Raw genomic sequence first — 23,769 nt, forward strand, 5'->3', positions numbered from 1 at the left:
CTGTCATCAATCCCAGGGAGGGGCGAATTGGGTACCACAGTTATGTCACGCATTTCTCGGCAAGCCATGCGGCATAACCTCCTGTGGGCGCACCGGCCTATGGCGTAGTACGCAGATCTTACACAACGAAATATGACTGTCGCTTTCCAATCCAACCCGAGGCTTGCTTAGCCCAAACATCAGAGCGAGCCAACTGATTCCGCACCAGCGTCATGCATGGCGGGAGCGGCGGATGCCCATAGAGCTTATTTCGCCGGCCTCAGAGTCTCTGCAAACTTCACAACCCATATCCATTTACGCCGATTATTGTCCTGTTTTCTTCTCCTGCGACGGATCAAATACAAAAGTCCACTGGTTGTACGCGTCCGCTTGTTCAAAGTGCCGCAGTCGTTCAGGAAATCCCTTCTCTTTGATTGGCTTTTTCTCACTCTTGCTGACCACGCCGGTCAAAGCGCCGGAGCCGTCCACAATCACATTCCAATCGGAGCCGGTAAGCGGGTCTTTCCATAACTTTCGGATGTGATGAATCTCCAAAAAGCGCGGGTCATTCACCAACTCCTCAAGGCTCCTCGGCAATCTTCGCGGCAATCCTGTTTCGTAAAACGACTGAATTGCTTTTCTGTATTGCTCTCCCCGGAACATCAGTTCCAGCTCCAAGTCCCTCTGCATCAACTGCGAAGTGACTCTCGCAGCAACCGCGGCGGAAGTCATTATCAGCGCGACGGACACTAACAAAACAGTGTATGTGTATCCCGAAGCTCTGCGCATTCGCTTCCTGATTCCCCGCCGCCAAAGCTGCAATGTTATTTGGCGCTCTTCCAGCTGGTGACGTCCGCTGAGTCATCAGCCCCTCCAGGAGCGCCATCGCCACCCAGAGACAAGATCTCATAGCCCCCATTGCGTCCTGGCGACTTATAGACATAGGGATTCCCCCAAGGATCATTGGGGATTTCTTTTTTCAGATAAGGCCCATTCCAATTGTTGACGCTGGAAGGTTTCACCCGGAGCGCCTCCAACCCCTCTTGATTAGAGGGAAATTTCCCGGTGTCGATAAAGTAGGCGTCCAGGGCGTTCATAAAATTCTCAATTTGTGCGCTGGCCACAGAGGATTTTGCGGGGCTGATTTGTTTGTAAAGGGTTGGACCGACAAGCGCCGCAAGGAGACCGATTATGACCAGCACAATCAGAAGCTCCATCATCGTAAAGCCCCACTGACGTTTCATCATTGTCACGTCCATTCACCACCCGCTGTAATCAGAGCCATCCAATGCGGTTTCGGCAGCGCTGCTGTGAACATCCAGGATGCCGCCGTCATCGGCCATTTGCGTTTCCCATCCCGCTGCGCCGCCAGCGACTGGGTCCACTGGCAAAGAACGGAGGTAACGTTCTTCAACCAGCTCTTCCAGGCTATCTGGATAGCGTTGCTTGTCAGCGTAAAAGTCATCGATCGCTCTTCTGGTGACCTGCAGAGTCTCTTTTAACGCTGCTTCATTCGCCCTGCGTATTGAAGTATAGACAACAGGAGCGGCAAGGCTGGCTATTAAGGCGACAATTACCAATACAACCAGCAACTCCAGCATGGTGAAACCACGTCCGATACGCCTCGGCTTCTCATTCATCGAGGGTTTCACCAGTCACGATAATATTCGCCGTTAAGCGCCTGCAGATCATGCGCAACCCGCACGTCATACACGTCCTCCCCTCCCCAGATACTTGAGTCCACATCATCCTGATATGAGCGCAAACGCCAGGACTTGGCGGAATCGCTCTCCCTGTCGAAAGGGTCTGCAGGAATACGCCGTAAATAGCGCTTTACGCCATCGCCATTCGCCGCAGGCGCGCCATCCACCAATACTTCCAGGCTGACGGGATACCCGTAACGGCTGGAAGAGCCGTCAGTTCTCTGGATTTGTTCGTTCTTCCAGTCTTCATGAAACAGATCAATCGCCTGCCGGATTTCTCGTAAGTGCGCCCTCAACTCAACCTCTTTCGCTCGCTGACTGGCCACTTGGGCATAAGGGATGGTTATAGAAGCCAATATCCCTAATATGGCGAGGGAGACCAGCATTTCGATAAGAGAGAAACCCCGCATCAATTCACCGTTACGCGGGCATTGCGGGACACCGCGCCTTTCTTGACCCCAGATTTATCGATAAGCAGGGGTGTTTTTATCACCATAAAGCTGGTTCCTTTACGCAACGCCTTAAAGCGAAGCTCCACCACATCCACATTCGCAACCGCTTGCAGCTCGGGGTTGACGTCAATTCCAAACTGAATGGTATTGCCCCCATTGGTCACCTCATAATCCGCCTTCAACGAATAAGGAGCAATTGAGGTCACCGCTTCCAGAACCAGCAAGTTAGGATTGAACAACAAGCCGCCTTCCACACGTGAGAGATCACGCAGCTGATCAAGCTGTAACTTAATAATCACAGCTTCATCAACAACGACGCTTTGGCTTTCTGGAGTCACAGAAAATGTCGGCGTTTCCTCTGTTATATCGATGACAGGCTCAACTCCAGGCGCAGTCATGGATGGAGCGAGATCGTCGGTCAGCGATTTCTCCGTAGTAGCAGGGGAAACGTTTGAGGATGAGTTTTGTATATCTAACGCAGGCTCGCTGTTATTGGGGGGAGTGGAGGTCGTCGGAGTCACGCCGGATTCCTGCACTGACAGTTGGGACTCCGATTTATAACGTTCCAGGGAAGTAAAGCTGGGCGATCCGACTTTCAAGCGATATATCTGATCGTTGATAGGGGAGCTCAGTCGTTCCCGCGTTCCTGTTTCGAGCTCAAGATCTCGCATCACCTCGTTAAGGCGATTCCCCCTCGCCACTCGTGGGGTAATCGTAAGCAATACGTCAGTCCGGCTGTCGGACTGATCATCCAAACCGAATAACTTGCTCAGTAAAGACGACCGGTTCACTCCTGGAAGCGAAGAAAAAGAACGCCTTTCCTCTTCACGTATAAGACCACCCAGCAAAATACTTTCACCGTCTTTAAGCAGCATGACGGTTTCCGCATTACGCGCGCCTATACGGTATGCAGGCTCTTCCGCCGTCCCAAGATTCTCGCCTAAAGCGCTGACCTCCAGCGAGAGCGTGAGTGTAGTGTCGTTATTGGGGTGTATCTTCGGCTTAACGGACAACTTGATGCCGATTTCCTGATATTCAAATGTCGTTCTCGTCTGACCGGTGGCATCCAGGATAGACGCGGAACGTAACGGCACCCGGTCGCCAATATGGATTTTCGCATCTTGATTGTTGAGAACTCTGATCTTTGGATTGGCGAGAATTTTTGCGTCCACATTCTGCTTAAACGCCTTCAATGCCACGGAAGGAATAGCCAGTTTCGAGGTTTCCGCCAACCCGCCCAATATGGAGCCGCTGACAGGCACAGGTTGATTTTGAAGCTCTATGCGGTAATTGCCATAATCCATTCCCAACTGCTCTGATTTGGATTTATTAATCTCAAGGATTTCAACATCAAGCAGAACTTGCGGCGCAGGAACATCATTCACCAGGATCAACTGCTCCGCCAGCCCCATCAACTGCGGCGTTTCCCGAATCATCAGCAGATTATTATTTTCGTTAACCGTTACATCCTTGATGTCTAGAACTGTCTTTAGGATCGCCGCCATATCCTTGGCCTGGATATATTCCAGGGGAGCCGCCTTCAAAATCAGATTCTCATATTGCGCCCTTTTGTCTTTACTGTCGGGGTAGATGAGGATGGTATGAGCATCAATAACCTTAAAGTGACACTTAGATAATTGCAGCAATACTTGCATGGCGTCATAAAAATCAAGACTGTCTATCGCCATAGTGACGGGAACATCTTTCACTCCGTCGTCAAAAATCACGTTAACGCCATATGAGTTGGCGACAAAACCAATCGCTGAACGCAGATCCAGCTTCTCGAACTGCAACTGGATGGGGTCTGACTTTCTTTCCGGTATGACTCTCTTTGATACTTTTTTAAGCAGCTCCGCTGCATCTTTATTGGCGGAGTCATGCATCAACGCTTCCTTCAATAACTGAATCGCTTTGCTGATGCGCTTTTTCTCCAGCAGCTCAATTGCCTCGTTATACTTTTTCTGCGATGTCTGCAGTCTAACGACGTTGTCCCGCATGTCTCTAAGTCGAACGCTTGTGGGCTGCTTCTGCAGCCCCTGGTTGATGACCTGAGTGGCGTTGTCATAGAGTTTCAGGCTGGCCAGCTCTTCCGCCTTGCTGATAACCGCCTGCTCTCGAAGGTACTCTCCATGTCGCTGTTCAACTTGATAGGTGGACCTTGCCAACTGCTCGCCATCGCCCTGCCTGCCGTCTACATCCGCGTCGGAGTCGGCGGAAGGAAGCGCGCCGCAAGCTTGCAACACTGCCAGCAGAGCCATAACGCACACCTGTTTCTTGCGCAAGGCGGACCAAAAGCGAACTAATGCATCCATCGCCAAACTCAATAGCATTGGCTGTATTCGTAACAGCAGTTCATTGATATCGAGAGACAAAGACTCGAGAGTCTTTAATACTCTCAATGCGAAACGTCTCGTTGACGACATCCCCCTCAGATACGACATAGACTTTTCCGGCTACTTCAATCATCGCCGAAGGTTTGCCTCCTCTGCGCTGACTAACGCCCTTCACAACAATTCCTACATCCGCTCTCGCTTCAAACATCGGGTCCGGGGGCGCAACAGGAGCTACTGTCGGCTCATTGACAGGGGGCGGCGGCTCTGGTGTAGCGATAGCAATCTCAACCGGCGCGAAAATATCACGTTGAAAAGTATAGTCGCCTTCACGGGATAGGACGGCGGGCAAGGAAAGCGGTTCTACATTGCGGACTCTGGGCTCTGTAACAGCCGTTGAGTCCGAATCAGCGAGATAGCGGAAAGCGTTCAATACCAAAAGCAGAACAATAACGGCGAATAACGCGCCGTGTTTTACATTAAGCGCCTTTTTCATTCGCCACACTGGTCAGGTATCTGATTTCAAACTCAAGACTGGCTAAAACCTCTCCTCCATCTTTTTCAATTTCAGCCTTGGTCAGAACAGTATAAAAGTCCCCGGATTCCATTAGACGTAGAAACCCCCGCATAGTCTTGTAGGAGGAGCGTATCCGCAGTTTAACTTCGACGATGCTGTATTCCTTTTTACTTTTAACTGCTCCATATGACTCAGAGAGTATGTATATCCCTGACCGTTTGACGATTTCATCAAGCTTGCGAGCGAAGGCGACACTGTTAAATTGGGTGTTGGTTTTCTGTATTAGCTCACTAAGGCGGTCCGCATACTTGTCCGCCAGTGCATATTGCTCCTCCACTGACTTTTGATAAGTGTAGTCTGATTCCGCCTGCCGCAAGCGAACGTCAACAGACTGCTCATCCGTCAACGCTGCGCTATATACGAATAAGTGAAACAGCGCCAACGCCAGCGCCGCGGATACGCAGCCCAGCGCGCACAACTGCAGCAAAGGGTCATTCCTCTGCAGCTGAAACGCACTCTCTGCTGTCAAATGGAGAACCTCAGCTCATATATCACCGCCAACTCCCCTCCCTTCAGGGACTGCTTGGAAAGAATATCCACTCCAGAGCTGGCGCTTTGCGCTTTCTGCTCGTTTAGCCTTTTTTCAAGGATTAATGGCGTGGTTGAGCGCACGTACACCAATGCCTGTTTTTTACTTTGCTCATATACCACTCGCTGAACAAAACTCGATTCGTCCAGTGTCTTCTCTAAAAAGTCGAAGACCGGCGCAACGGATCTGTCCTGCTCGGTGATCGAGTCCAAAGCCGCCAGGTTGTTTTTGAATTGGATATAGTCCGACTCTCTTTGCCCTGAGTTGGAAAGCGCTTGATTTAGTTCGCGATATCGATCCAGTTTCGCTTGTTTACTGACCTGAGCTGTGGTCACCGCAAAATAGGCGTACAACTCATAGAGAAGTATTCCCGTACATATGACGCACAGGACGCCCAAGACCAAAGACATGGCTTTGGAAACGCCTCGCGCGTCAGAAAAAAAAGTCGGGTATTCGTTTTTCACTGTTCAGTCAGAATATCCAGCAGTCGCCTGTAAAGTTCTGAGCCAGAAAGAGAGTCTAAAGAGGAGACTCGATGCAGCGCCAGTTGCGGGTCCAAGCTTTCACAAATATTGATAAACTTTGATACCGACACGCTATCCCCTAAAACAAAGACATCCTCCACCAATATATCTTTAGTATAGGAGCGTTTTATCCGCAAACAGTCGGCATAAAGGTCGCCTAGCTCATTGTCCTCAAACTCGGACTCATTCCACATCGCAGAACGCAATTGCCTCAGCACTCCATTAGGGTGCGTCAGAAATAGGCTCCAATTTCCAGGCAAAAGGCATAGTGCAAGACAGGATCGGTTTTCATTGATGATTTGGCGGCGGACAAAGTGTCGATGAAGATAAAAAGATAATGGCATCAGTTTGGAAGGGATAATGCCCAGGCGATCGATAAGCGCCCTGACCTGCTCCAAATAGACTTTTTTAACCGCCAGGACACTGCAGGAACCCTGTTTTCTATTTATCGGACCAAAAGAATATTCGTATTCGCCTGACGTAGCGAACAACTCTTTATCCAATCGCCATTCAAAATATTTCTTAGCTTTTTCAGCATTGCCTGGTAAGTCTTCGTAGGTAAGCAATCGGTAATAACAGGCATAGTCAGGAATACAAATATGACCAAGCGTTCCATTAGCAAGCGTAACTTCCTCTTCGAGAGGAGTCGCCGTCCGATCAAAGTCCAGCATACACGTATCCCCGCCTTTGACGACCTTGACGGCGCATTTGTCAGCCCCCAGCAGAAGAGCGGTCTCGCCGTTTCGCCTGGCGAACGCGCGATCCGACAGCTCACTCAATAAATGTAACACGATTGACTTCCTCTAATGAGGTGACGCCCGCCGCTGCTTTCTCCACTGCTGACAAACGCAGGCTGATTCCTCCACATAAATCTGCATGCTTCATGGCTTCAAATACGGACCCTTTACCAATAATCATGTGCCTTACTTCGTCATTCATCACCAGCACTTCGCAAATGCTGGTTCTACCCCGATATCCTGTTCCATCACAGCGCTCGCACCCTTTCGCCCGATACAAGGTGGATGTTTCCTCTGTGAGGAACGCAACGCCCATTTCTTTCAAATATTCCTCGGTGTATACCGCCCGCTCTTTGCAGGAAGCGCACAATACTCTGACTAACCTCTGCGCCATGACACAATTGAGAGAGGAGACAAAGTTATAGATATCAACCCCCATATTCTGGAATCTGGAGATAACATCAATTGCGTTATTGGCGTGAACCGTGGAAAACACAAGATGGCCGGTTAACGCTGATTGCACGGCGATTCCCGCCGTCTCTACATCACGAATTTCCCCAACCAGGATTTTGTCCGGGTCATGCCTGAGGATAGAGCGCAACCCTGAAGAAAAGGACAACCCTTTCTTCTCATTCACCGCGATTTGCATAACCCCATCCAGCTGATATTCAACGGGGTCTTCAATGGTAATTATCTTTTCATGACCGTTATTCAACTCGGTCAGTGCGGCATAAATTGTCGTGGTCTTACCACTTCCTGTCGGCCCTGCAATCAACACCATTCCATAGGGCTCATGAATCGCGCGCCTGAAACTCTTAAGCTGAGCCTCGTTAATACCTAAGCCTTCAAGCTTAAGTTCTTCACTCGATTTCGGCGTGGCGACGCTGTCCAAAATGCGAATCACTGCGTTCTCGCCAAAGGCGGAGGGAATAATCGAGAGTCTGAAGTCGATATTGCGACCTTTGACCCTTAATTTGAAACGACCATCCTGAGGTATCTTTTTTTCGGCGATATCCAGTTCAGCCATAACCTTGAGCCTCGATACTAGCGAGGCATGGTAGGAACGATCGAGAATCTCCGTAGCGGGATATAACACACCGTCAATTCGATACTTGACCTCAATGCCGTATTCGTAAACCTCAATATGAACGTCTGAGGAACGTTTTTTTAATGCGGATAGAATCAGCGTGTTTATCAGACGAACGATAGGACTACTGGAAAGTTCACCAAAACTATCCAACGACAGCGTTTTATTTTCATCCCCCTGATCAAGAATTATCTCAAGCTTCATACCATCCGCCAGATCTTTCAGGGCGTCATGCCTCTCATGGCATTTGGCCAAAGCGAAACGAATAGCATCAGGCTCTGCGATACATAATGCGACGCGCATACTGGTCAGATACTCGACTCTGTGCTGAAGATCGATATTGGAAGGGTCCTCCATCACCAAAAAGAGCGTCCGCCTATTTGCTTTGAACGGTAGAATATTCAGCTGGTCGCAATACTCCAGCGATAGATGCTTAAATAGCTCCTGGTCGACCTCGACCTCCCTCAAGTCTATGTACTCAATGCCTAACTGAACCGCCAGCGCCTTGGCAAGCTGATGGTGTGTAATGTAGCCCTTTTCCACCAAATGCTCCCCGAGCCTGTGACTAATTGATTCGCCCTCCACTGACGCCAACGTTTGCGCCTCAAGATAGCCCAGCTCCACAAGCACCCTGCCAATCAACTCAGCGGAGGGCAGTTTCATCACTGAACTACCTCCGCCAGATAGAAAATAGGCAAGTACATTGAAACGATGATTCCACCTACAAGGAAACCGATAATCAGCATGAGTACTGGCTCGAAAAGGTTGGTCAGCAGAGTCATTCGCTCATCCAATTCACTTTCATAAAACTCTGAAACTTCCACCAACATACGCCCCAACTCGCCAGAGCTTTCCCCCACCTCAATCAACTTAATAGCCTGTTCATCAAACAGGCTTTCATTAGATAGCGCCTGATGCAGGGAAACGCCATTCATGACCGAGCTCTTGACGGATTCGAGCTGCAGGCCAATGGAAGTGGTTCTATAGGATGATTGAAGGTTATCTATCGCCGTCACCAAGGGCATGCCGGATGTGATCATTGTCGCCAAGTTTCGAGAAAGCTGAATAAATCTGGAATAACGTATTATTTTCCCGACTATTGGCGCTTTGGTTTTATAACGGTCGAGTTGTCGTTGGACATTCAACTTATCCCGGGTTAGCTTTGAAAATAAGCCCATTCCCAGAGACATAACAACTATGGCCGCCGCAATGAATGGAAAAATTTCAGCGCCGGTCATCACGATGCGAGTAGCCAGAGGAAGCTCCGCATTAAACCCTGCAAACAGCTCAGCAAAACTGGGAATGATAAAAACGAAGAGGAAGGTCAAAACAATAACAAGCGTGAACAGTAAAAATACAGGGTACGCAACAGCACGCTTGAGCTTTGAGCGAAACGCTATCCTTTGGATCAGATATTTCTGATACTCGCTCAACGCCCGGTGCAGATTCCCGCTTTTTTCACTTGTCTTCAGATTACTGATATAGATGTCATCAAAAACATCCTTATACTTGCCGCATGCATCGGCGAACGAGCTTCCTTCCTTGATAGCGCTAACAATCTGTCCGATGACCGCTCCAAAGTTTCTGTCGTCCGCCCTTTTTGACACCAGAGCCAATGACTCAACCAAAGGCAACCCTGCCTTCAGAAGCGATCCCAATTCCTTATTAAAGTGTAGAAACACTTTAGGGCGGACACTACGCCCTTGCCCGACGGAGAGGACAGGCGACGACAGATCTTCAACAAAGATGTCCTGCTTGGCGAGTAAGGAATGGGCGTCCTTTCTCGACTGAGCCGTAACAACACCCTTCACTCTCTTTCCGGTCGCGTTGTATGCTGAATATTGAAACTCGGGCATAAACAGTCATCTAACTGGTTATCTATGACCAGAGTCTAGACGCTGATGGTGTTTCTTTCCTGGAATTGCAGTTGATTCGGGCTGCGCCGTTTCGCCAGCTGGTTAAGCATCATCCTGTAATTATGCCAAATTGGCTGAGAATGACCCAAAGAGCAACGGTTTACACACCAACCGCTTCAAACCTGTTGACACCCCAAAATTTTTGAGTATTATGCACGACTCGTGTCACACAGGCACTCTTAACGGTGAGCTGGCTGAGTGGTTGAAAGCAGCGGTCTTGAAAACCGCCGTAGGTTAATAGCCTACCCGGGGTTCGAATCCCTGGCTCACCGCCACTTCTTTTTCCGCTGTCGCGGACATAATAAGCGCCTCTTTTATAGTTTTTAGCAAATTCTTGTCATCGAATCTCAAGCAGTTTGAGCGCCTCAGCTTAGCGTTAAACCGACCGACATATTCTTACGTATCAATCTATAAGCTGCGTGTTTAGCTGAAGACCCCGGCGCACAAGGTTTTCTGTAACGAATATTTTATCTTTTTTAATCTCAGCAGAGATTGAAATTTCCCTTCCCATCACTAATATAGAAACCAAATAGCTTTTATTAACTGGAGACGTTCATGGACAACAGAAACTATAACAATCAATCAGCCGTCGCCGACTTCAGGCAAGGCTATGGCGCAGCAGTGGACTCCTCCACCGCCGCCAGCGTATTGAAGAACACTTATTGGCTACTGGGCATGACCCTGGCCTTTTCCGCTTTCACTGCATTCCTTTCCTCCGGCATGCAGTTCAACCCTATCATGCATTACGGCGCCTTCTTCGGCGCACTGGCGATCAGCTTCTTTATTCATAAAGTAGCCAACAGTGTTTGGGGCCTGGTGCTGGCGTTTGCTTTCACCGGACTACTGGGTTTAACGATCGGCCCTGTTGTCGGCCACCTTGTCGCCGCAGGCGCCGCACAAGCGGTCACTAGCGCACTGGGCCTGACTGCTTTCGTATTCTTCGGCCTGTCCGCTTACGCCCTGATCAGCAAGAAAGACTTCAGTTTCCTGGCAGGCTTCCTGGTTGCAGGCTTCTGGGTCATCGTCGGCTGCATCATCATGAGCTTCTTCATCCAAAGCAGCGCGTTCTCTCTGGCGATCTCAGGCGCTATCGTCCTGTTCGCATCCGCAGGGATTCTATATCAGACAAGCGCGATTGTTCATGGCGGTGAAACCAACTACATCCTGGCGGCGGTATCTCTGTACGCGTCCATCTACAACCTGTTTATCAGCCTGCTGAACCTGATCCTGGCGTTCGGCGGTGACGATTGATCCTAAATAGGTTTAACATAAGCCCGGTCTAACCGGGCTTTTTTATTTGTCATGAAATATACCATCGTCGTTTACGGCGCCCCTTTTTCTTCTCAGGCGCCCTACTCCGCCTGCCAGTTCGCCAAAGCCGTTCTGGCGCGGGGCCATAGCATATATCGCATCTTTTTTTATCATGACGGCGTTCTGAACGCGTCTTCACTCAGCATTGCGCCACAAGACGACGCTTACCTTCCTAAGGAATGGGCGACGCTAAAGCGTGAACATAACCTTGATCTGGTCGCCTGCATCGGCGCCAGCGTTAAACGCGGCGTAATTACCCCATCGGAGGCTGCGCGCTATCAGCGTAGCGGCGACTCTCTGCAGAGCGAGTTTGAGCTATCCGGACTTGGCCAACTCGTGGACGCCGCCCTGCATTCCGACCGCGTCATCACATTTGGAGCAGGCTAACGTGAGCGAAACAGGAAAAAAGCGACTGCTATATCTAATTACCCGCCCCCCATTCGGGGACGCTTACGGCGCAGAAGGCCTCGATGCAGTACTGGCGGCGGCGGTTTTCGATCAGGATGTGGAAGTTATCTTTTTGGATGAAGGCGTTTTCCAACTTTCGAAAAACATCGATCCGGCGTCCATCGCCATGAAAAATCATGCAAAAGGATTCAAAGCTTTGCCTATTTACGGCGTAGACAAGATCTTTGTCTCCACAGAAGCCTTAGACAGGTTCGCCCTCAGCGTGGATGAACTATGCATGCCCGTTGAAGTATTGGAGGCCAGCGCCATAAAAGAAAAAATGGCGACAGCGGATCACATTTTCAGCTTTTAAACCGTCTTCTTTAACCAATAATGACATCAATACTTACACGCCATGGTGCTACACATATTCAATAAAGGTCTTCGCAATCGCGAACTGCTCAAAACTTGCGCCAGTCTGGCAACCACCAATGACAGTCTGATTCTAATTGAAGACGGCGTATTATGGGCCAGGAAACACAAAGAGAACGGACTCTTGCAAGAACTGCTTGATGCAGGCGTCAAGGTGTATGCTCTACAGGAAGACCTGACTGCACGGGGCGTTACGCCTATCCCCGCCATTGCAAAGGCGGACTACGCGCAATTCGTCGAACTAACCGAGCGCCACCCGCGCAGCGTTACCTGGTTCTAAGCCATTTCGCAAACAGGAAAAGCGGAAGTTATCCCATGAAGTTACAGGACCTCCCCCTGGATAAAGACGGCTTTCTGGTCAACTTGAGTGACTGGAGCCCCACTATCGCGGAAGAAATCGCCGCGTACGAGAATATCTCTCTGACTCCCGAACATTGGGAAATCATAGAGCTGGTGCGGGCGTTTTATGATGAGTTCGGCCTGTCGCCAGTCAATCGCGTGCTGGTGAAAACCACAGGGGCAAAATTGGGCCAGGATAAAGGCGACAGCATCTATCTGATGAAGCTGTTTCCCGGCGGCCCCGCTAAAATTGCGTGCAAGATCGCAGGCCTTCCTAAGCCGAATAACTGCCTGTAAACAAGGAACTCCCATGACAAATGAAAAGTTTCCCAAGGAAAGCAATGAGCACGCTTTCGCGCCTTTTATCAGAGCGCTAGGCAAAGGCAAGAAGGGCTCTCGCTCATTAACCCGCGAGGAAGCCCAGGCCGCGATGGGAATGATCCTGGACGGAGAAGCGCTGGACCTGCAGCTAGGCGCTTTTCTCATGCTGCTGCGAGTGAAAGAAGAAACGCCGGAGGAGTTAGCGGGATTTGTAGAAGCTGCGCAAGCCAGATTCAACGCCCCCAAATTCAAAGTGGACATTGACTGGAGCTCCTACGCTGGCAAAAAACGCCATCAGCCCTGGTTCCTGTTCTCGGCCTTACTGCTGAGTCAGAACGGCTATCGTATTTTCATGCATGGCTCTGAAGGACACACGCAAGGGCGTCTTTACACACGCTCAGTAGTTGAAACTTTGGGACTCCCCGTCGCCGGCGACTGGAGCGAAGCCGAAAAAGCCATAGAAGACAGCCACTTCGTGTATATGCCGCTACAAAGCTTTTCGCCACGTTTGCACGACATCATTCAGATGCGCTCGATTCTAGGCTTGCGCTCCCCTGTGCATTCCATGGCGCGCCTTCTCAACCCCCTTCACGCACCGCTGGTTATGCAAGGCATCTTTCACCCACCGTACAACCCCATCCACCAGCTCAGCGCCAACCTCCTGCAATACCCCACCGCTGTCGTCATCAAAGGCGAAGGAGGAGAGGTTGAGCGCAATCCTGACGCCCAGTGCATCGCGCATATCAGTCGTCAGGGCGAAACCTTTGAGGAAGTCTGGCCGCCCTTGTTTGCGCAACGTCACCTTAAAGCAGAGGAGTTATCCATTGAACACATGCTCAATGTGTGGCGCGGCGTTGACGAAGATGAGTATGCGGAAGCCGCGGTGATAAGCACCCTCGCTTTGGCGCTGAAATATACGGGTAAAAACTGGTCACAGCAGGACGCGCTGGAGACAGCCGCCGAATGGTGGCGCAAGCGGGATACTCACAGATTCTAACAATGCCGAAATAGAAAGGGCGAACTAAGTTCGCCCTTTCGCCACCGATCAACTATGTGTCAAGCCCCCATAATGGCTATCAGGAGTAATACGCGTTGTCAGTAACGCTATGATCAGTGGCGTCGCGGACACCCTTAAGTTCAGGGATTTTTGAAAGCAGCGTTTTTTCCACGCCTTGCTTTAGAGTGAGATCCACCGCTGAACACCCCTGACATCCACCGCCGAACTTCAGCACTGCAACATCGTCAGCCACTTCAACCAACGACACTTCACCGCCATGAGAAGCCAGTCCCGGGTTAATCTCGGTGTACAAAATGTAGTTGATGCGATCAGGCAACGGGGAACTCTCATCCACCTTGGGCATTTTGGCGTTGGGGGCTTTGATGGTTAGCTGTCCGCCCATGCGCTCAGTATTAAAGTCAACCAGGGCTTCTTCCAGATAGGGTAAACTGTTTTGATCCAGGTATAGCGTAAAAGCGTCAAACTCGATCTTTTTATCATCCTTTATGATTTCTTCTGGCTTACAGTACGCCAGACAGGTTTCCGCGTACTTGGTGCCCGGCTGCGTCACGAACATGCGCACGCCCATGCCCTCGGTTTTTTGCTTTTCCAGTAATTGCGCGAGGTAGTCGCGAGCCGAATCGGTGACTGTTACCATTCCTAATAATCCCAAAGGTGATTGATGCTGTGAATTGTAGAGCAAAAGCCCTGTTGGTTAAAGCCTTAGCAAATTAGTAGGATTTAGACAGAACAGGCTGCTTCCCTACTCCCACATCGACTCCGACGTCACTGTAAAAGGCTTCTTGACAGCAAGCAACCTAGGGCATCTTAGGGCTTAATCTGCTAATATTCTCTCCCCTTTAGAATCATAATGACTACAGCCAGGTTTTTCACATGCTGACGCGGACCCAACGAGTAGAAGCCCTTAATGACTCCCTGAAAAAACGGATACTGATATTGGACGGCGCCATGGGAACCATGATTCAGCGCTACAAACTGGAGGAAGCCGATTACCGCGGCGAGCGCTTCAAAGACTTCCACCGCGATATCAAAGGCAATAACGACCTGCTGTGCCTGACCCAGCCGCACATTATCCAGGCGATCCATAAAGCGTATTTAGACGCGGGCGCTGACATCATTGAAACCAACAGCTTCAACGCCACCTGGGTATCTCAGGCTGAGTACGGTCTGGAAGACATCGTTTACGAGCTGAATGTCGCCAGTGCAAAAGTGGCCCGCGCGGCGGCGGATGAAAAAACAGCGGAAACGCCCGATATACCGCGTTTTGTCGCCGGTGTATTAGGGCCCACATCCCGCACCGCCTCCATTTCGCCCGACGTCAACAATCCGGGTTACCGCAATGTCGATTTCCAAACTTTGGTGGACAACTATTATGAGGCCACCAAGGGACTTGTGGACGGCGGCAGCGACATCATCCTGATCGAAACCATTTTTGACACGCTCAACGCCAAAGCCTGTATATACGCCGTACAACAGTACTTTATCGACCACAGCGTCGAGCTGCCGATCATGATTTCCGGCACGATCACCGACGCATCAGGGCGGACGCTGTCCGGACAGACTGCTGAAGCGTTCTGGAATTCCGTAGCGCACTCCAGCCCCATCAGCATTGGCCTAAACTGCGCACTGGGGGCGGACGCCCTGCGCCCTTACGTGGAAGAGCTGTCGAATCGCGCCACCACCTATATCAGCGCCCACCCCAACGCAGGCCTACCCAATGAATTTGGGGAATACGATCAAACTCCAGAAGAGATGGCGGAGATTGTAGAAGGCTTCGCCCAGGATGGTTTCGTGAACATCATCGGCGGCTGCTGCGGCACCACGCCGGATCATATCGCCGCGATCAAGAAAGCCGTAGACAAACACGCCCCACGGACCATGCCCAACATCACGCCACGTTTGCGCCTTTCGGGACTGGAGCCTTTTACGCTCAACGATGAAATTCGTTTCGTCAACGTCGGCGAACGCACCAACGTCACCGGCTCCCGCCGCTTTCTGCGCCTTATAAAGGAAGAAAGCTACGAAGAAGCGCTTGATGTAGCGCGCGACCAAGTGGAAAACGGCGCCCAGGTCATCGACATCAACATGGACGAAGGCATGCTGGAATCTGCGGATGCGATGAAAGTGTTCCTTAACCTGATCGCCTCCGAGCCGGATATTTCCAAAGTCCCCATCATGGTGGACTCGTCAAAATGGGAAGTGATCGAAGCGGGCCTGCGCTGCATTCAAGGCAAAGCCGTCGTCAACTCTATCAGCTTAAAGGAAGGCGAAGCGGACTTTATCGCCAAGGCGAAATCCTGTATGCGCTACGGCGCAGCAGTCGTGGTCATGGCGTTTGACGAAGCAGGCCAGGCTGATACCTACGAACGCAAAACGGAAATCTGCAAGCGCAGTTACGATGTTCTGGTTGGCTTGGGCTTCCCACCGCAGGATATCATTTTCGACCCCAATATTTTCGCCATCGCCACCGGGATAGAAGAGCACAACAACTACGCCGTGGATTTCATCCAGGCCACACGCTGGATTCGTGAAAACCTGCCCTACGCCAACATTTCCGGCGGCGTCAGTAACGTCTCCTTCTCCTTCCGCGGTAATGACACCGTGCGCGAGGCGATACACTCGGTCTTCCTGTTTCACGCCATCAACGCCGGCATGAACATGGGCATCGTCAACCCGGCGCAATTGGTTATTTATGATAAGATCCCCGCCGAACTCAAGAATTTGGTGGAAGATGTCGTACTCAACAAGCACTCCGACGCCACCGAACGCCTGCTGGAAGCCGCTGAGCGCTACCGCAGCACCGGCGAGAAGAAGCAGGAAGAGAATCAGGAATGGCGCTCATGGCCAGTCACCAAACGCTTGGAACATGCTCTGGTGAAAGGCATTAACGCCCACATCACCGAAGATACGGAAGAAGCCCGCCTGGCGGCGGCCCGCCCCATCGAAGTGATCGAGGGCCCGCTGATGGACGGTATGAACGTCGTCGGCGACCTGTTCGGCTCCGGCAAAATGTTCCTGCCGCAAGTGGTGAAAAGCGCTCGCGTCATGAAGCAGGCGGTCGCGCATTTGATTCCCTACATTGAGCAGGAAAAGGACGCCAAAGAAAAAGCCAAAGGCCGCATTTTGATGGCCACGGTCAAAGGCGACGTGCATGACATCGGCAAGAATATCGTCGGCGTCGTACTGCAGTGCAACAACTATGAGGTTATCGACCTGGGTGTAATGGTTCCCTGCGAAAAAATATTACAGGTCGCCAAAGAGGAAAATGTCGATATCATCGGTCTCAGCGGCCTGATCACGCCATCGCTGGACGAAATGGTGCATGTCGCCCGCGAAATGCAACGCCTCAATTTCCAGATCCCTCTACTGATCGGCGGCGCCACAACCTCCAAAGCGCACACCGCCGTCAAGATTGAGCCTGAATACAAGAACGACGTGACCGTTTACGTCACTGACGCGTCTCGCAGCGTCAGCGTCGCTACACGCCTGATGAGCGACACGCAAAAAGCGGATTACGTGCGTGATATCCGCAAGGAGTATGAAGACGTCAGGGAAAGAAGGAAAAACCGCGAGCCTTCCGCCAAGCCGATTCCGCTGGTTGCAGCGCGAGATAACCGCTTCCAGGGCGACTGGAGTGATTACACGCCGCCTGCTCCCACGTTCACCGGCGTAAAAGTATTTGACGACTATCCGCTGCAGGAGCTGGTCGAATACATCGACTGGACCCCCTTCTTTATATCCTGGGATCTGGCGGGCAAATACCCACGCATTCTGGAAGACGAAAAAGTAGGCGAAGCCGCCCGACAGCTATTCCAGGACGCCCAAAAAATGCTGTCCCACATTATCGACAACAACCTGTTGAAGGCGCGGGCGGTAATAGGCATTTGGCCATCCAATCGCGTCAGCGACGAAGACACTGTCCTGTATACCGACGAGAGCAAGTCAGCGCCTCTGGCGACGCTTAGCCACTTAAGACAGCAAACCCAGAGAGAGCAAAACCGCCCTAACTACTCACTGGCTGATTTCGTGGCCCCCGTCGAATCAGGTAAAGACGACTACGTCGGGGCCTTTGTGGTGACCGCAGGCATCGGCGCGGAAGAACTGGCGAAACAATACGAAAGCCAACACGACGACTACTCCAGCATCATGGTCAAAGCCCTCGCGGACCGTCTGGCCGAAGCCTTCGCTGAGCGCATGCATGAACGCGTGCGCAAAGAGTTCTGGGGATACGCCTCAGGCGAACAGCTGGATAACGACGCGCTCATCAAAGAGAAGTACGCCGGCATTCGCCCCGCCCCAGGCTACCCTGCCTGCCCGGATCATACAGAAAAGGCCAAGCTGTTCAGCGTGCTTGAGGCGGAGCTGCATACTGGCGTCAAACTCACAGAGCACTATGCCATGTATCCCGCAGCGTCTGTCAGCGGCTGGTACTTCTCTCATCCGGAAGCCCGTTATTTCGCCGTAGGCAAAATTCAACGGGATCAGGTGGAGAATTACGCCGCCAGAAAAGGCATGACCTTACAGGAGGCGGAGCGCTGGTTGTCGCCCAACCTGGGCTACGATCCCTCTAGCGCAGCCTGATCACGACATGTATTAAGACGCCCCTTCCATGAGGCGTCAGTGCATATAAAGTCCAGCTTTTCGTGCTCTGGGTTTTGTTATTAATATGCTAAGGACTAAATACATGGACGCGCCTGTATGGCGACAAGCCACGGGGAAACAAATAGAAGGATTCTATCTGTCTGCCTGATTAATAATACGAGCGAGTATGGAGAGCATTATGAACAACGTATCCGAGCATAAGGAAAAGGAGCAAAAACCCTCCCTTTGGCAGCTAGTCGTCAGCGTGTTGGGAGCGGCCTTCGGCGTTCAGAGCAGCAAAACCAGGGAAAGAGACTTTAAACAGGCGAATCCCAAGGCCTACATCATAGGCGGGATTATTTTTGGAGTTTTGTTCGTGTTGACGCTGGCGCTTATCGTTAAGCTCGTGCTGAGCAATGTCACATAAGCCCATCAATCTTGCAGGGCAAGACTGTCTGCGCTTTGAGTTAAAGCATTAACAGGCCCGCCAGACAAAGTGAGGATAAGAACAAATGTCCCCACTTTGATTCATTAATTCATCACACATCAGGGAAACAGGAAAAACGGCTCGATAATCCACCTGGGATGAAGTTCCGCAGCAGTCAGTGCCCCGCCACCCAGATCACCATCATGGAAGCGATGCTGAGTATCAGCACCACCGCAGCGATGGCGTCCACTTTGCTGTCGGGGTTTGAAGTCACGTTATGATTATTGTTTTCTGACACAGTCCAGCTCCTTTTTTGATGTCCGGATTGCACATAGAGTATGTACTGGTTTGTTTTAAACCACATTTTTATTAAGTGCAAGCGCTTATCCAGAGCAACGCTCATAATCCTGACGCCCATGTCGGCAGGCGGGTCGCGCCGCTTATATAATAGCGTCTGGCAGTTAAAAGCGCCCTGTCACATTCATATAATGAAAACGAATTACCATATAGATAATCAATCATTTTAATTATAAGTATATCCTGCTAAATTGGCGCCCATTCAATGGGTAATTGAAACTGTCAGGTAGTGTCAATGTATAGATACGACGATTACGATCGCCAGATCATCAAGGAACGAGTCAAGCAGTTCCAAGGGCAAACGGACCGTTTTTTCGCCGGCGAGCTCAGCAACGAAGAGTTCCTGCCCTTGCGCCTGCAAAACGGGTTATATGTACAGCGGCTGGCGCCAATGCTGCGCATTTGTATTCCATATGGCATGTTGTCTTCCACTCAGCTACGCAAGCTGAGCGAAGTCACGCGCAAATACGATAAAGGCTACGCCCACTTCACTACCCGGCAAAACCTGCAGCTGAACTGGCCGTCTATTGAAGACTCTCCAAAGATTCTCGCCGAGCTGGCGGACGTGGAGATGCACGCAGTGCAAACCAGCGGCAACTGTATTCGCAACACTACCACCGACCAATTCGCAGGCGTAACGCCGGAAGAAATCGTGGACCCTCGCCCCTATTGCGAGATCATTCGTCAATGGTCCACCTTCCACCCTGAATTCGCCTTCCTGCCGCGTAAATTTAAAATCGCCGTCAACTCCTGCCCGGATAGCGATCGCGCAGCCATTCAGGTTCACGACATCGGTATTCAGATCATCAAAAACGCCGCTGGCGAGATTGGCTACAAAGTGTTGGCGGGCGGCGGGCTTGGCCGAACTCCAATGATCGGCTCCGTTATCCGTGAGTACCTGCCCGAGCTGGATTTGCTGACATACCTGGAAGCTATCCTGCGGGTATATAACCGTTACGGCCGCCGTGACAACAAGTACAAAGCGCGCATCAAGATTCTGGTCAAAGCTATGTCTCCAGAAGCTTTCGCTGAAAAAGTCGAAGCGGAGTGGGAGCGCATAAAAGACAGCCCTTCCAAGCTGACTCTGGCGGAGATCGAGCGCATTAAATCATTCTTTACAGAGCCGGCTTATATGGCGCTGGAAGATCAACCCGTTGCGTTGACTGATCGCCTGGCGGAGAACAAGTTTTTCAACAACTGGCATCACCGCAATGTCGCCCAGCATAAAAAACCTGGATACGCCATTGTCACGCTGACGCTGAAAAAGCTGGGCGTTCCTCCCGGCAACATTACAGACAAACAGATGGACCGTCTGGCAGAGCTGGCGGACCAATACAGCTTCGGCGAAATGCGCATCACCCATGAGCAAAACGTGGTGCTGGCCGATGTAGAACAAGGCAAACTGTTCGAGCTGTGGGAAGCCATCAAATCACTTGGCTTCGCCACCCCTAACCTGGGCACGCTGACCGATATCATCTGCTGTCCTGGCGGCGATTACTGCTCGCTCGCAAACGCCAAGTCCATCCCAGTGGCGGAGGCGATTCAGGAGCGTTTCGACAACCTGGATTACCTGTACGACCTCGGCAACATCGACCTGAATATCTCCGGCTGCATGAACGCCTGTGGACATCACCACGTCGGCGCCATCGGCGTACTGGGCGTGGATAAGAAAGGCGAGGAATGGTATCAAGTGTCACTGGGCGGAGCCTCTGGGCAGGATGCGTCTTTAGGACAAATCCTCGGGCCGTCGTTTGCTCGCGAGCAGATGGCGGACGTCATTGAAAAGATTCTCGACGTGTACGTCTCCAGCCGCAGTGACGACGAACTGTTTATAGACACATTCCGCCGCATTGGCATCACCCCGTTCAAGGAGCGCGTTTATGCCAAACCTAATTAAGAACGCGGCAGTTGTCGCTGACGAATGGACCATTCTGGACAAAGCTGAAGCCCCTGCGGAGCAGGTTGTGCCGACAGGCAAAGTAATCATTCCTCTGAGCACCTGGTTGGCGCAGACAGAGCAGCTGCAGGCGAGAGCCCCGGAACAAACTGGCGTTTGGCTGGATAGCGATGAAGAGCCTGACTCCATAGGCGCAGACTTAAGCCGCTTCAGCGTTATAGCCGTAAACTTTCCCAAGTTCGCTGACGGTCGCGGCTACTCCATCGCACGCATCCTGCGCGAGCAGCTTCACTACACAGGCGAACTGCGCGCCATCGGCGATGTACTCATGGACCAGCTTTTCTTCATGAAACGTTGCGGCTTTGACGCCTTCGCAGTAAGAGCCGACCGCGATGCAGAGAAAGCGTTGGCGGGGCTGGCGGACTTCTCCGTGACCTATCAGGCCTCAGTGGATCAACCGGAACCGCTGTTTCGTCGTAGAATACACTAACATCAGTGCAGGCATTTCTTAAGGGTGGCGTCGTCCACCCTTTTTTGTTTCTGTATGGATGGCCTTTTCCCACTTAGAACAACGGGTTGTACTTTGACAGAGGCGGAGACTGCCGATACTCTTTGGTAGAAGCCGATAGCGGAGCATCCATGGAAATTAATATCGTCTACTCATTCTTTCTGATCTTTTCCGGCGCTGCAGTTTTGGCTTCCGTCGCCTTGTTTACACGACAACCTCTCATCCTCGCTTATATCGTTCTTGGCGCCCTGGTGGGACCTTACGGACTAAGCCTGATCAACAACTCTGGGCTGCTCGCGGACATTTCCGAGATCGGGATTATATTCCTGCTGTTCCTGCTCGGTCTGGATATGCAACCGAAAGCGCTGCTGCATGTGTTACGCAAAGCGACTCTGGTCGCCCTGCTCAGCTCTCTGGTGTTCGCCGCTATCGGTTATGTAATAGCCATCGCGTTTGGGTTTACCGCTTCAGAGGCGATGATTGTCGCCATTGCAGCCACCTTCTCCAGCACTATTATTGGCATCAAACTATTGCCTACCACCGTTCTACACCATCGTCATGTCGGCGAGATGGTGGTCGGTCTGTTGCTGGTTCAGGATTTGATCGCCATTGTAGCGCTACTTATTCTGGCTGCGGGGGACGATGGCATTTCCATCATGAATCTGGGCAAGACCTTCCTGGCTCTGCCGATCCTGATTGGCGTTACGTTTCTTGCGGTCAAGTACGTATTATTGAAGCTGTTTTCCAAGTTCGACCGCTTTCACGAGTATGTATTCCTGCTGGCCATCGGCTGGTGTCTGGGCATTGCGGAGCTGGCGAAAGCCATGGGTCTGTCGCTGGAAATCGGCGCTTTTATCGCTGGCGTCACTATCGCCACCAGCCCCATCGCCCAGTACATTGCTGAAAGCCTCAAACCCCTGCGGGACTTCTTTCTGGTGCTGTTTTTCTTCACTCTCGGCGCCAGTCTCAACCTCGGACTGCTGCCGGATATCGCCATTCCCGCGATACTATTGTCGTTAATCCTGCTGGCGGCGAAGCCAGCTACGTTCTACGGTTTGTTGCGCACGATGAAGGAAGACAAAAAAACTTCCTGGGAGATTGGCTTCAGGTTGGGGCAAATCAGTGAATTTTCATTGTTGGTCGCCTTTCTGGCGACCAGCAAATCCTTGATTGGCGAGTCTGCATCGGTATTGATTCAGGCGACGGCGATTATCATGTTTATGCTGTCTTCTTACATTGTCGTGCTGAATTTCCCCAGCCCGATCGCTATTTCCGACAAGTTGCGGCGGGATTGACCCCGCCGCAGGCAATGACTATTGGCTGACTACTCCTGGTCGATGTGTCGGAGCACTGCGCGCCCCAGCATTTTGCCGCAGTAGATCTTTTCGATGACGCCAGGCAGCTCTTCCAGCACCACGTCCTGCGCCAGAAAGTTCAAGTCCGGCAACGCCCAATCACTATCCAGCTTTTCCCAGATATGACGCTTCTTCTCTCTGGCGATTTCGACAGAGTCGATGCCATACAGCGTCACGCCACGCAAAATAAAAGGAAAAATAGAGGTGGTGAGCTCAGTCCCGGCCACCATGCCACAGGTGGTCGCAGCGCCGCTGTGTTTCACCGTTTTAAGAATTTTGGAAAACAATGCGCCGCCGACAGTATCCACGACTCCCGCCCAGGTTTCTTTCATCAACGCCTTTTCCGGCATTTCCTCAAGATGGGAGCGATCCAGCACTCTGCGAGCGCCGAGCCTGGCCAGCAAATCACTGTGATCAACTTTGCTGGTCAACGCCACCGTGTCATACCCCAGTCTGGCCAACAGGGCCACCGCCAAACAACCGACGCCGCCAGTGGAGCCAGTCACTAATACCTCACCATCCCCCGCCGCCACAGTCTGGCTCAGGCGGTCGACGGAAAGGCCAGCGGTCAGCCCTGCGGTTCCCAACATCATGAAATAATGGAGATCATGATTGGGAGGCTTAACCACGCACCACTCCACAGGGACTCGAATGTATTCACCAAAGCCCCCCGGGGTGTTCATACCCAGATCATAGCCGGTCACAATGACTTCCTGCCCCGGCTTCAACTCAGGCGAACGGCTTTCCACCACGACACCCGCAGCGTCGATACCCGGTGTATGCGGAAACTGACGGGTCACGCCTTTGTGGCCGTGAGCGGAGAGCGCGTCCTTGAAGTTCAAGGACGAGTACTTCACCTTCACCAATACATCGTTATCGGGCAAATCATCCAGAGATTGCTCTTGAATCTCAGTGTGAAAATATCCCCCTTTTTCCAGCACGCGCAGCGCCCGAAATTTACTATCGCTCATAGAGCAGACTCCGTCACTCTGTTAACTCTTT

Annotated in this window: 25 protein-coding genes and 1 tRNA gene; 12 read left to right on the forward strand and 14 right to left on the reverse strand. The window is 51.6% G+C overall.

Going from position 1 to position 23,769, the window contains the following annotated elements; all coding sequences use genetic code 11:
• Window positions 1-303 precede the first annotated feature (303 nt).
• The 11 genes from AC2IBB_RS21365 to AC2IBB_RS21415 form a co-directional block, all read right to left on the reverse strand.
• Complete coding sequence (locus AC2IBB_RS21365) at window positions 304-768, reverse strand: type II secretion system protein (RefSeq protein WP_486328764.1); 465 nt, start codon at window positions 766-768, stop codon at window positions 304-306.
• A gap of 35 nt (window positions 769-803) precedes the next feature.
• Window positions 804-1,226 carry a type II secretion system major pseudopilin GspG gene (gspG, locus tag AC2IBB_RS21370; protein WP_486328765.1) on the reverse strand — a complete coding sequence of 141 codons (423 nt, stop codon included), beginning with the start codon at window positions 1,224-1,226 and terminating at the stop codon, window positions 804-806.
• Window positions 1,227-1,238: 12 nt separating this feature from the next.
• Window positions 1,239-1,619 carry a type II secretion system protein gene (locus tag AC2IBB_RS21375; protein ID WP_486328766.1) on the reverse strand — a complete coding sequence of 127 codons (381 nt, stop codon included), beginning with the start codon at window positions 1,617-1,619 and terminating at the stop codon, window positions 1,239-1,241.
• 8 nt (window positions 1,620-1,627) lie between these two features.
• Window positions 1,628-2,092: a type II secretion system protein gene (locus AC2IBB_RS21380; RefSeq protein ID WP_486328767.1), complete on the reverse strand. Its 465-nt coding sequence runs from the start codon at window positions 2,090-2,092 to the stop codon at window positions 1,628-1,630.
• Window positions 2,092-4,392, reverse strand: coding sequence for a secretin N-terminal domain-containing protein (locus AC2IBB_RS21385; protein ID WP_486328768.1), 2,301 nt, complete (start codon window positions 4,390-4,392; stop codon window positions 2,092-2,094). Before AC2IBB_RS21385 ends, AC2IBB_RS21380 begins: the two co-directional genes overlap by 1 nt.
• Before the next feature lie 94 nt (window positions 4,393-4,486).
• On the reverse strand, window positions 4,487-4,960 hold the full coding sequence (locus AC2IBB_RS21390) for a hypothetical protein (protein ID WP_486328769.1): 474 nt from the start codon (window positions 4,958-4,960) through the stop codon (window positions 4,487-4,489).
• Window positions 4,944-5,468 carry a hypothetical protein gene (locus AC2IBB_RS21395; RefSeq protein WP_486328770.1) on the reverse strand — a complete coding sequence of 175 codons (525 nt, stop codon included), beginning with the start codon at window positions 5,466-5,468 and terminating at the stop codon, window positions 4,944-4,946. The genes AC2IBB_RS21390 and AC2IBB_RS21395 overlap by 17 nt, the downstream gene beginning before the upstream one ends.
• A 38-nt stretch (window positions 5,469-5,506) precedes the next feature.
• A complete protein-coding gene (locus AC2IBB_RS21400) occupies window positions 5,507-5,980 on the reverse strand; it encodes a hypothetical protein (protein ID WP_486328771.1) in 474 nt (157 codons plus the stop codon).
• Window positions 5,981-6,030: 50 nt separating this feature from the next.
• The gene (locus AC2IBB_RS21405; RefSeq protein WP_486328772.1) at window positions 6,031-6,765 is read right to left on the reverse strand and encodes a hypothetical protein; all 735 of its coding nucleotides are present in this window, start codon (window positions 6,763-6,765) and stop codon (window positions 6,031-6,033) included.
• A 100-nt stretch (window positions 6,766-6,865) separates the two neighbouring features.
• A complete protein-coding gene (locus AC2IBB_RS21410; protein WP_486333988.1) occupies window positions 6,866-8,581 on the reverse strand; it encodes a GspE/PulE family protein in 1,716 nt (571 codons plus the stop codon).
• The gene (locus AC2IBB_RS21415; RefSeq protein ID WP_486328773.1) at window positions 8,581-9,774 is read right to left on the reverse strand and encodes a type II secretion system F family protein; all 1,194 of its coding nucleotides are present in this window, start codon (window positions 9,772-9,774) and stop codon (window positions 8,581-8,583) included. The genes AC2IBB_RS21410 and AC2IBB_RS21415 overlap by 1 nt, the downstream gene beginning before the upstream one ends.
• Window positions 9,775-10,018: 244 nt before the next feature.
• On the opposite strand from AC2IBB_RS21415, the gene AC2IBB_RS21420 reads away from it, so the two are divergent.
• The 7 genes from AC2IBB_RS21420 to AC2IBB_RS21450 all read left to right on the forward strand — a co-directional run bounded on the left by AC2IBB_RS21420 (window position 10,019) and on the right by AC2IBB_RS21450 (window position 13,621).
• Window positions 10,019-10,109: transfer RNA gene (locus tag AC2IBB_RS21420), tRNA-Ser, on the forward strand.
• A gap of 280 nt (window positions 10,110-10,389) precedes the next feature.
• Window positions 10,390-11,085, forward strand: coding sequence for a Bax inhibitor-1/YccA family protein (locus AC2IBB_RS21425; protein WP_486328774.1), 696 nt, complete (start codon window positions 10,390-10,392; stop codon window positions 11,083-11,085).
• Between the two features lie 51 nt (window positions 11,086-11,136).
• Complete coding sequence (tusD, locus tag AC2IBB_RS21430; RefSeq protein WP_486328775.1) at window positions 11,137-11,532, forward strand: sulfurtransferase complex subunit TusD; 396 nt, start codon at window positions 11,137-11,139, stop codon at window positions 11,530-11,532.
• A gap of 1 nt (window position 11,533) precedes the next feature.
• A complete protein-coding gene (gene tusC / locus AC2IBB_RS21435; RefSeq protein ID WP_486328776.1) occupies window positions 11,534-11,905 on the forward strand; it encodes a sulfurtransferase complex subunit TusC in 372 nt (123 codons plus the stop codon).
• Window positions 11,906-11,947: 42 nt separating this feature from the next.
• A complete protein-coding gene (tusB, locus tag AC2IBB_RS21440; RefSeq protein ID WP_486328777.1) occupies window positions 11,948-12,244 on the forward strand; it encodes a sulfurtransferase complex subunit TusB in 297 nt (98 codons plus the stop codon).
• Window positions 12,245-12,279: 35 nt separating this feature from the next.
• Complete coding sequence (locus tag AC2IBB_RS21445; RefSeq protein WP_486328778.1) at window positions 12,280-12,600, forward strand: TusE/DsrC/DsvC family sulfur relay protein; 321 nt, start codon at window positions 12,280-12,282, stop codon at window positions 12,598-12,600.
• Window positions 12,601-12,613: 13 nt separating this feature from the next.
• Window positions 12,614-13,621, forward strand: a complete 1,008-nt coding sequence (locus AC2IBB_RS21450) for a glycosyl transferase family protein (RefSeq protein WP_486328779.1) — start codon at window positions 12,614-12,616, stop codon at window positions 13,619-13,621.
• Window positions 13,622-13,700: 79 nt separating this feature from the next.
• Here AC2IBB_RS21450 and nfuA read toward each other — a convergent pair whose 3' ends face one another.
• Window positions 13,701-14,279: a Fe-S biogenesis protein NfuA gene (gene nfuA / locus AC2IBB_RS21455; RefSeq protein ID WP_486328780.1), complete on the reverse strand. Its 579-nt coding sequence runs from the start codon at window positions 14,277-14,279 to the stop codon at window positions 13,701-13,703.
• Between the two features lie 236 nt (window positions 14,280-14,515).
• Here nfuA and metH point away from each other — a divergent pair, with 236 nt between their 5' ends.
• Together metH and AC2IBB_RS21465 are read left to right on the forward strand one after the other, a co-directional pair.
• On the forward strand, window positions 14,516-18,223 hold the full coding sequence (metH, locus tag AC2IBB_RS21460; RefSeq protein WP_486328781.1) for a methionine synthase: 3,708 nt from the start codon (window positions 14,516-14,518) through the stop codon (window positions 18,221-18,223).
• A 199-nt stretch (window positions 18,224-18,422) separates the two neighbouring features.
• Complete coding sequence (locus AC2IBB_RS21465; protein ID WP_486328782.1) at window positions 18,423-18,650, forward strand: DUF2970 domain-containing protein; 228 nt, start codon at window positions 18,423-18,425, stop codon at window positions 18,648-18,650.
• A 175-nt stretch (window positions 18,651-18,825) separates the two neighbouring features.
• Here the strand turns inward: AC2IBB_RS21465 and AC2IBB_RS21470 are convergent, their stop codons facing one another.
• Complete coding sequence (locus tag AC2IBB_RS21470) at window positions 18,826-18,948, reverse strand: hypothetical protein (RefSeq protein ID WP_486328783.1); 123 nt, start codon at window positions 18,946-18,948, stop codon at window positions 18,826-18,828.
• 294 nt (window positions 18,949-19,242) lie between these two features.
• On the opposite strand from AC2IBB_RS21470, the gene AC2IBB_RS21475 reads away from it, so the two are divergent.
• From AC2IBB_RS21475 to AC2IBB_RS21485, 3 genes are all read left to right on the forward strand, one after another.
• Window positions 19,243-20,904, forward strand: coding sequence for a nitrite/sulfite reductase (locus AC2IBB_RS21475; protein WP_486328784.1), 1,662 nt, complete (start codon window positions 19,243-19,245; stop codon window positions 20,902-20,904).
• Window positions 20,888-21,394 carry a DUF934 domain-containing protein gene (locus AC2IBB_RS21480; RefSeq protein ID WP_486328785.1) on the forward strand — a complete coding sequence of 169 codons (507 nt, stop codon included), beginning with the start codon at window positions 20,888-20,890 and terminating at the stop codon, window positions 21,392-21,394. Before AC2IBB_RS21475 ends, AC2IBB_RS21480 begins: the two co-directional genes overlap by 17 nt.
• Window positions 21,395-21,543: 149 nt before the next feature.
• Window positions 21,544-22,707, forward strand: a complete 1,164-nt coding sequence (locus AC2IBB_RS21485; protein ID WP_486328786.1) for a cation:proton antiporter domain-containing protein — start codon at window positions 21,544-21,546, stop codon at window positions 22,705-22,707.
• A 29-nt stretch (window positions 22,708-22,736) separates the two neighbouring features.
• Here the strand turns inward: AC2IBB_RS21485 and AC2IBB_RS21490 are convergent, their stop codons facing one another.
• Window positions 22,737-23,738 (reverse strand): YhdH/YhfP family quinone oxidoreductase, encoded by a 1,002-nt coding sequence (locus tag AC2IBB_RS21490; RefSeq protein WP_486328787.1) that lies wholly within the window; start codon window positions 23,736-23,738, stop codon window positions 22,737-22,739.
• Window positions 23,739-23,769: the final 31 nt, after the last annotated feature.

This window comes from Hahella sp. NS-SX17 (genome assembly GCF_057367735.1).

Excerpts from the sequence above, each read along its gene's own strand:
- AC2IBB_RS21365 (WP_486328764.1), bottom strand. The coding sequence starts at position 768 with ATGCGCAGAGCTTCGGGATACACATACACTGTTTTGTTAGTGTCCGTC.
- gspG (WP_486328765.1), bottom strand. The coding sequence starts at position 1,226 with ATGATGAAACGTCAGTGGGGCTTTACGATGATGGAGCTTCTGATTGTG.
- AC2IBB_RS21375 (WP_486328766.1), bottom strand. The coding sequence starts at position 1,619 with ATGAATGAGAAGCCGAGGCGTATCGGACGTGGTTTCACCATGCTGGAG.
- AC2IBB_RS21380 (WP_486328767.1), bottom strand. The coding sequence starts at position 2,092 with ATGCGGGGTTTCTCTCTTATCGAAATGCTGGTCTCCCTCGCCATATTA.
- AC2IBB_RS21385 (WP_486328768.1), bottom strand. The coding sequence starts at position 4,392 with ATGGCTCTGCTGGCAGTGTTGCAAGCTTGCGGCGCGCTTCCTTCCGCC.
- AC2IBB_RS21390 (WP_486328769.1), bottom strand. The coding sequence starts at position 4,960 with ATGAAAAAGGCGCTTAATGTAAAACACGGCGCGTTATTCGCCGTTATT.
- AC2IBB_RS21400 (WP_486328771.1), bottom strand. The coding sequence starts at position 5,980 with ATGTCTTTGGTCTTGGGCGTCCTGTGCGTCATATGTACGGGAATACTT.
- AC2IBB_RS21405 (WP_486328772.1), bottom strand. The coding sequence starts at position 6,765 with ATGCTGGACTTTGATCGGACGGCGACTCCTCTCGAAGAGGAAGTTACG.
- AC2IBB_RS21410 (WP_486333988.1), bottom strand. The coding sequence starts at position 8,581 with ATGAAACTGCCCTCCGCTGAGTTGATTGGCAGGGTGCTTGTGGAGCTG.
- AC2IBB_RS21415 (WP_486328773.1), bottom strand. The coding sequence starts at position 9,774 with ATGCCCGAGTTTCAATATTCAGCATACAACGCGACCGGAAAGAGAGTG.
- AC2IBB_RS21425 (WP_486328774.1), top strand. The coding sequence starts at position 10,390 with ATGGACAACAGAAACTATAACAATCAATCAGCCGTCGCCGACTTCAGG.
- tusD (WP_486328775.1), top strand. The coding sequence starts at position 11,137 with ATGAAATATACCATCGTCGTTTACGGCGCCCCTTTTTCTTCTCAGGCG.
- tusB (WP_486328777.1), top strand. The coding sequence starts at position 11,948 with ATGGTGCTACACATATTCAATAAAGGTCTTCGCAATCGCGAACTGCTC.
- AC2IBB_RS21445 (WP_486328778.1), top strand. The coding sequence starts at position 12,280 with ATGAAGTTACAGGACCTCCCCCTGGATAAAGACGGCTTTCTGGTCAAC.
- AC2IBB_RS21450 (WP_486328779.1), top strand. The coding sequence starts at position 12,614 with ATGACAAATGAAAAGTTTCCCAAGGAAAGCAATGAGCACGCTTTCGCG.
- nfuA (WP_486328780.1), bottom strand. The coding sequence starts at position 14,279 with ATGGTAACAGTCACCGATTCGGCTCGCGACTACCTCGCGCAATTACTG.
- metH (WP_486328781.1), top strand. The coding sequence starts at position 14,516 with ATGCTGACGCGGACCCAACGAGTAGAAGCCCTTAATGACTCCCTGAAA.
- AC2IBB_RS21465 (WP_486328782.1), top strand. The coding sequence starts at position 18,423 with ATGAACAACGTATCCGAGCATAAGGAAAAGGAGCAAAAACCCTCCCTT.
- AC2IBB_RS21475 (WP_486328784.1), top strand. The coding sequence starts at position 19,243 with ATGTATAGATACGACGATTACGATCGCCAGATCATCAAGGAACGAGTC.
- AC2IBB_RS21480 (WP_486328785.1), top strand. The coding sequence starts at position 20,888 with ATGCCAAACCTAATTAAGAACGCGGCAGTTGTCGCTGACGAATGGACC.
- AC2IBB_RS21485 (WP_486328786.1), top strand. The coding sequence starts at position 21,544 with ATGGAAATTAATATCGTCTACTCATTCTTTCTGATCTTTTCCGGCGCT.
- AC2IBB_RS21490 (WP_486328787.1), bottom strand. The coding sequence starts at position 23,738 with ATGAGCGATAGTAAATTTCGGGCGCTGCGCGTGCTGGAAAAAGGGGGA.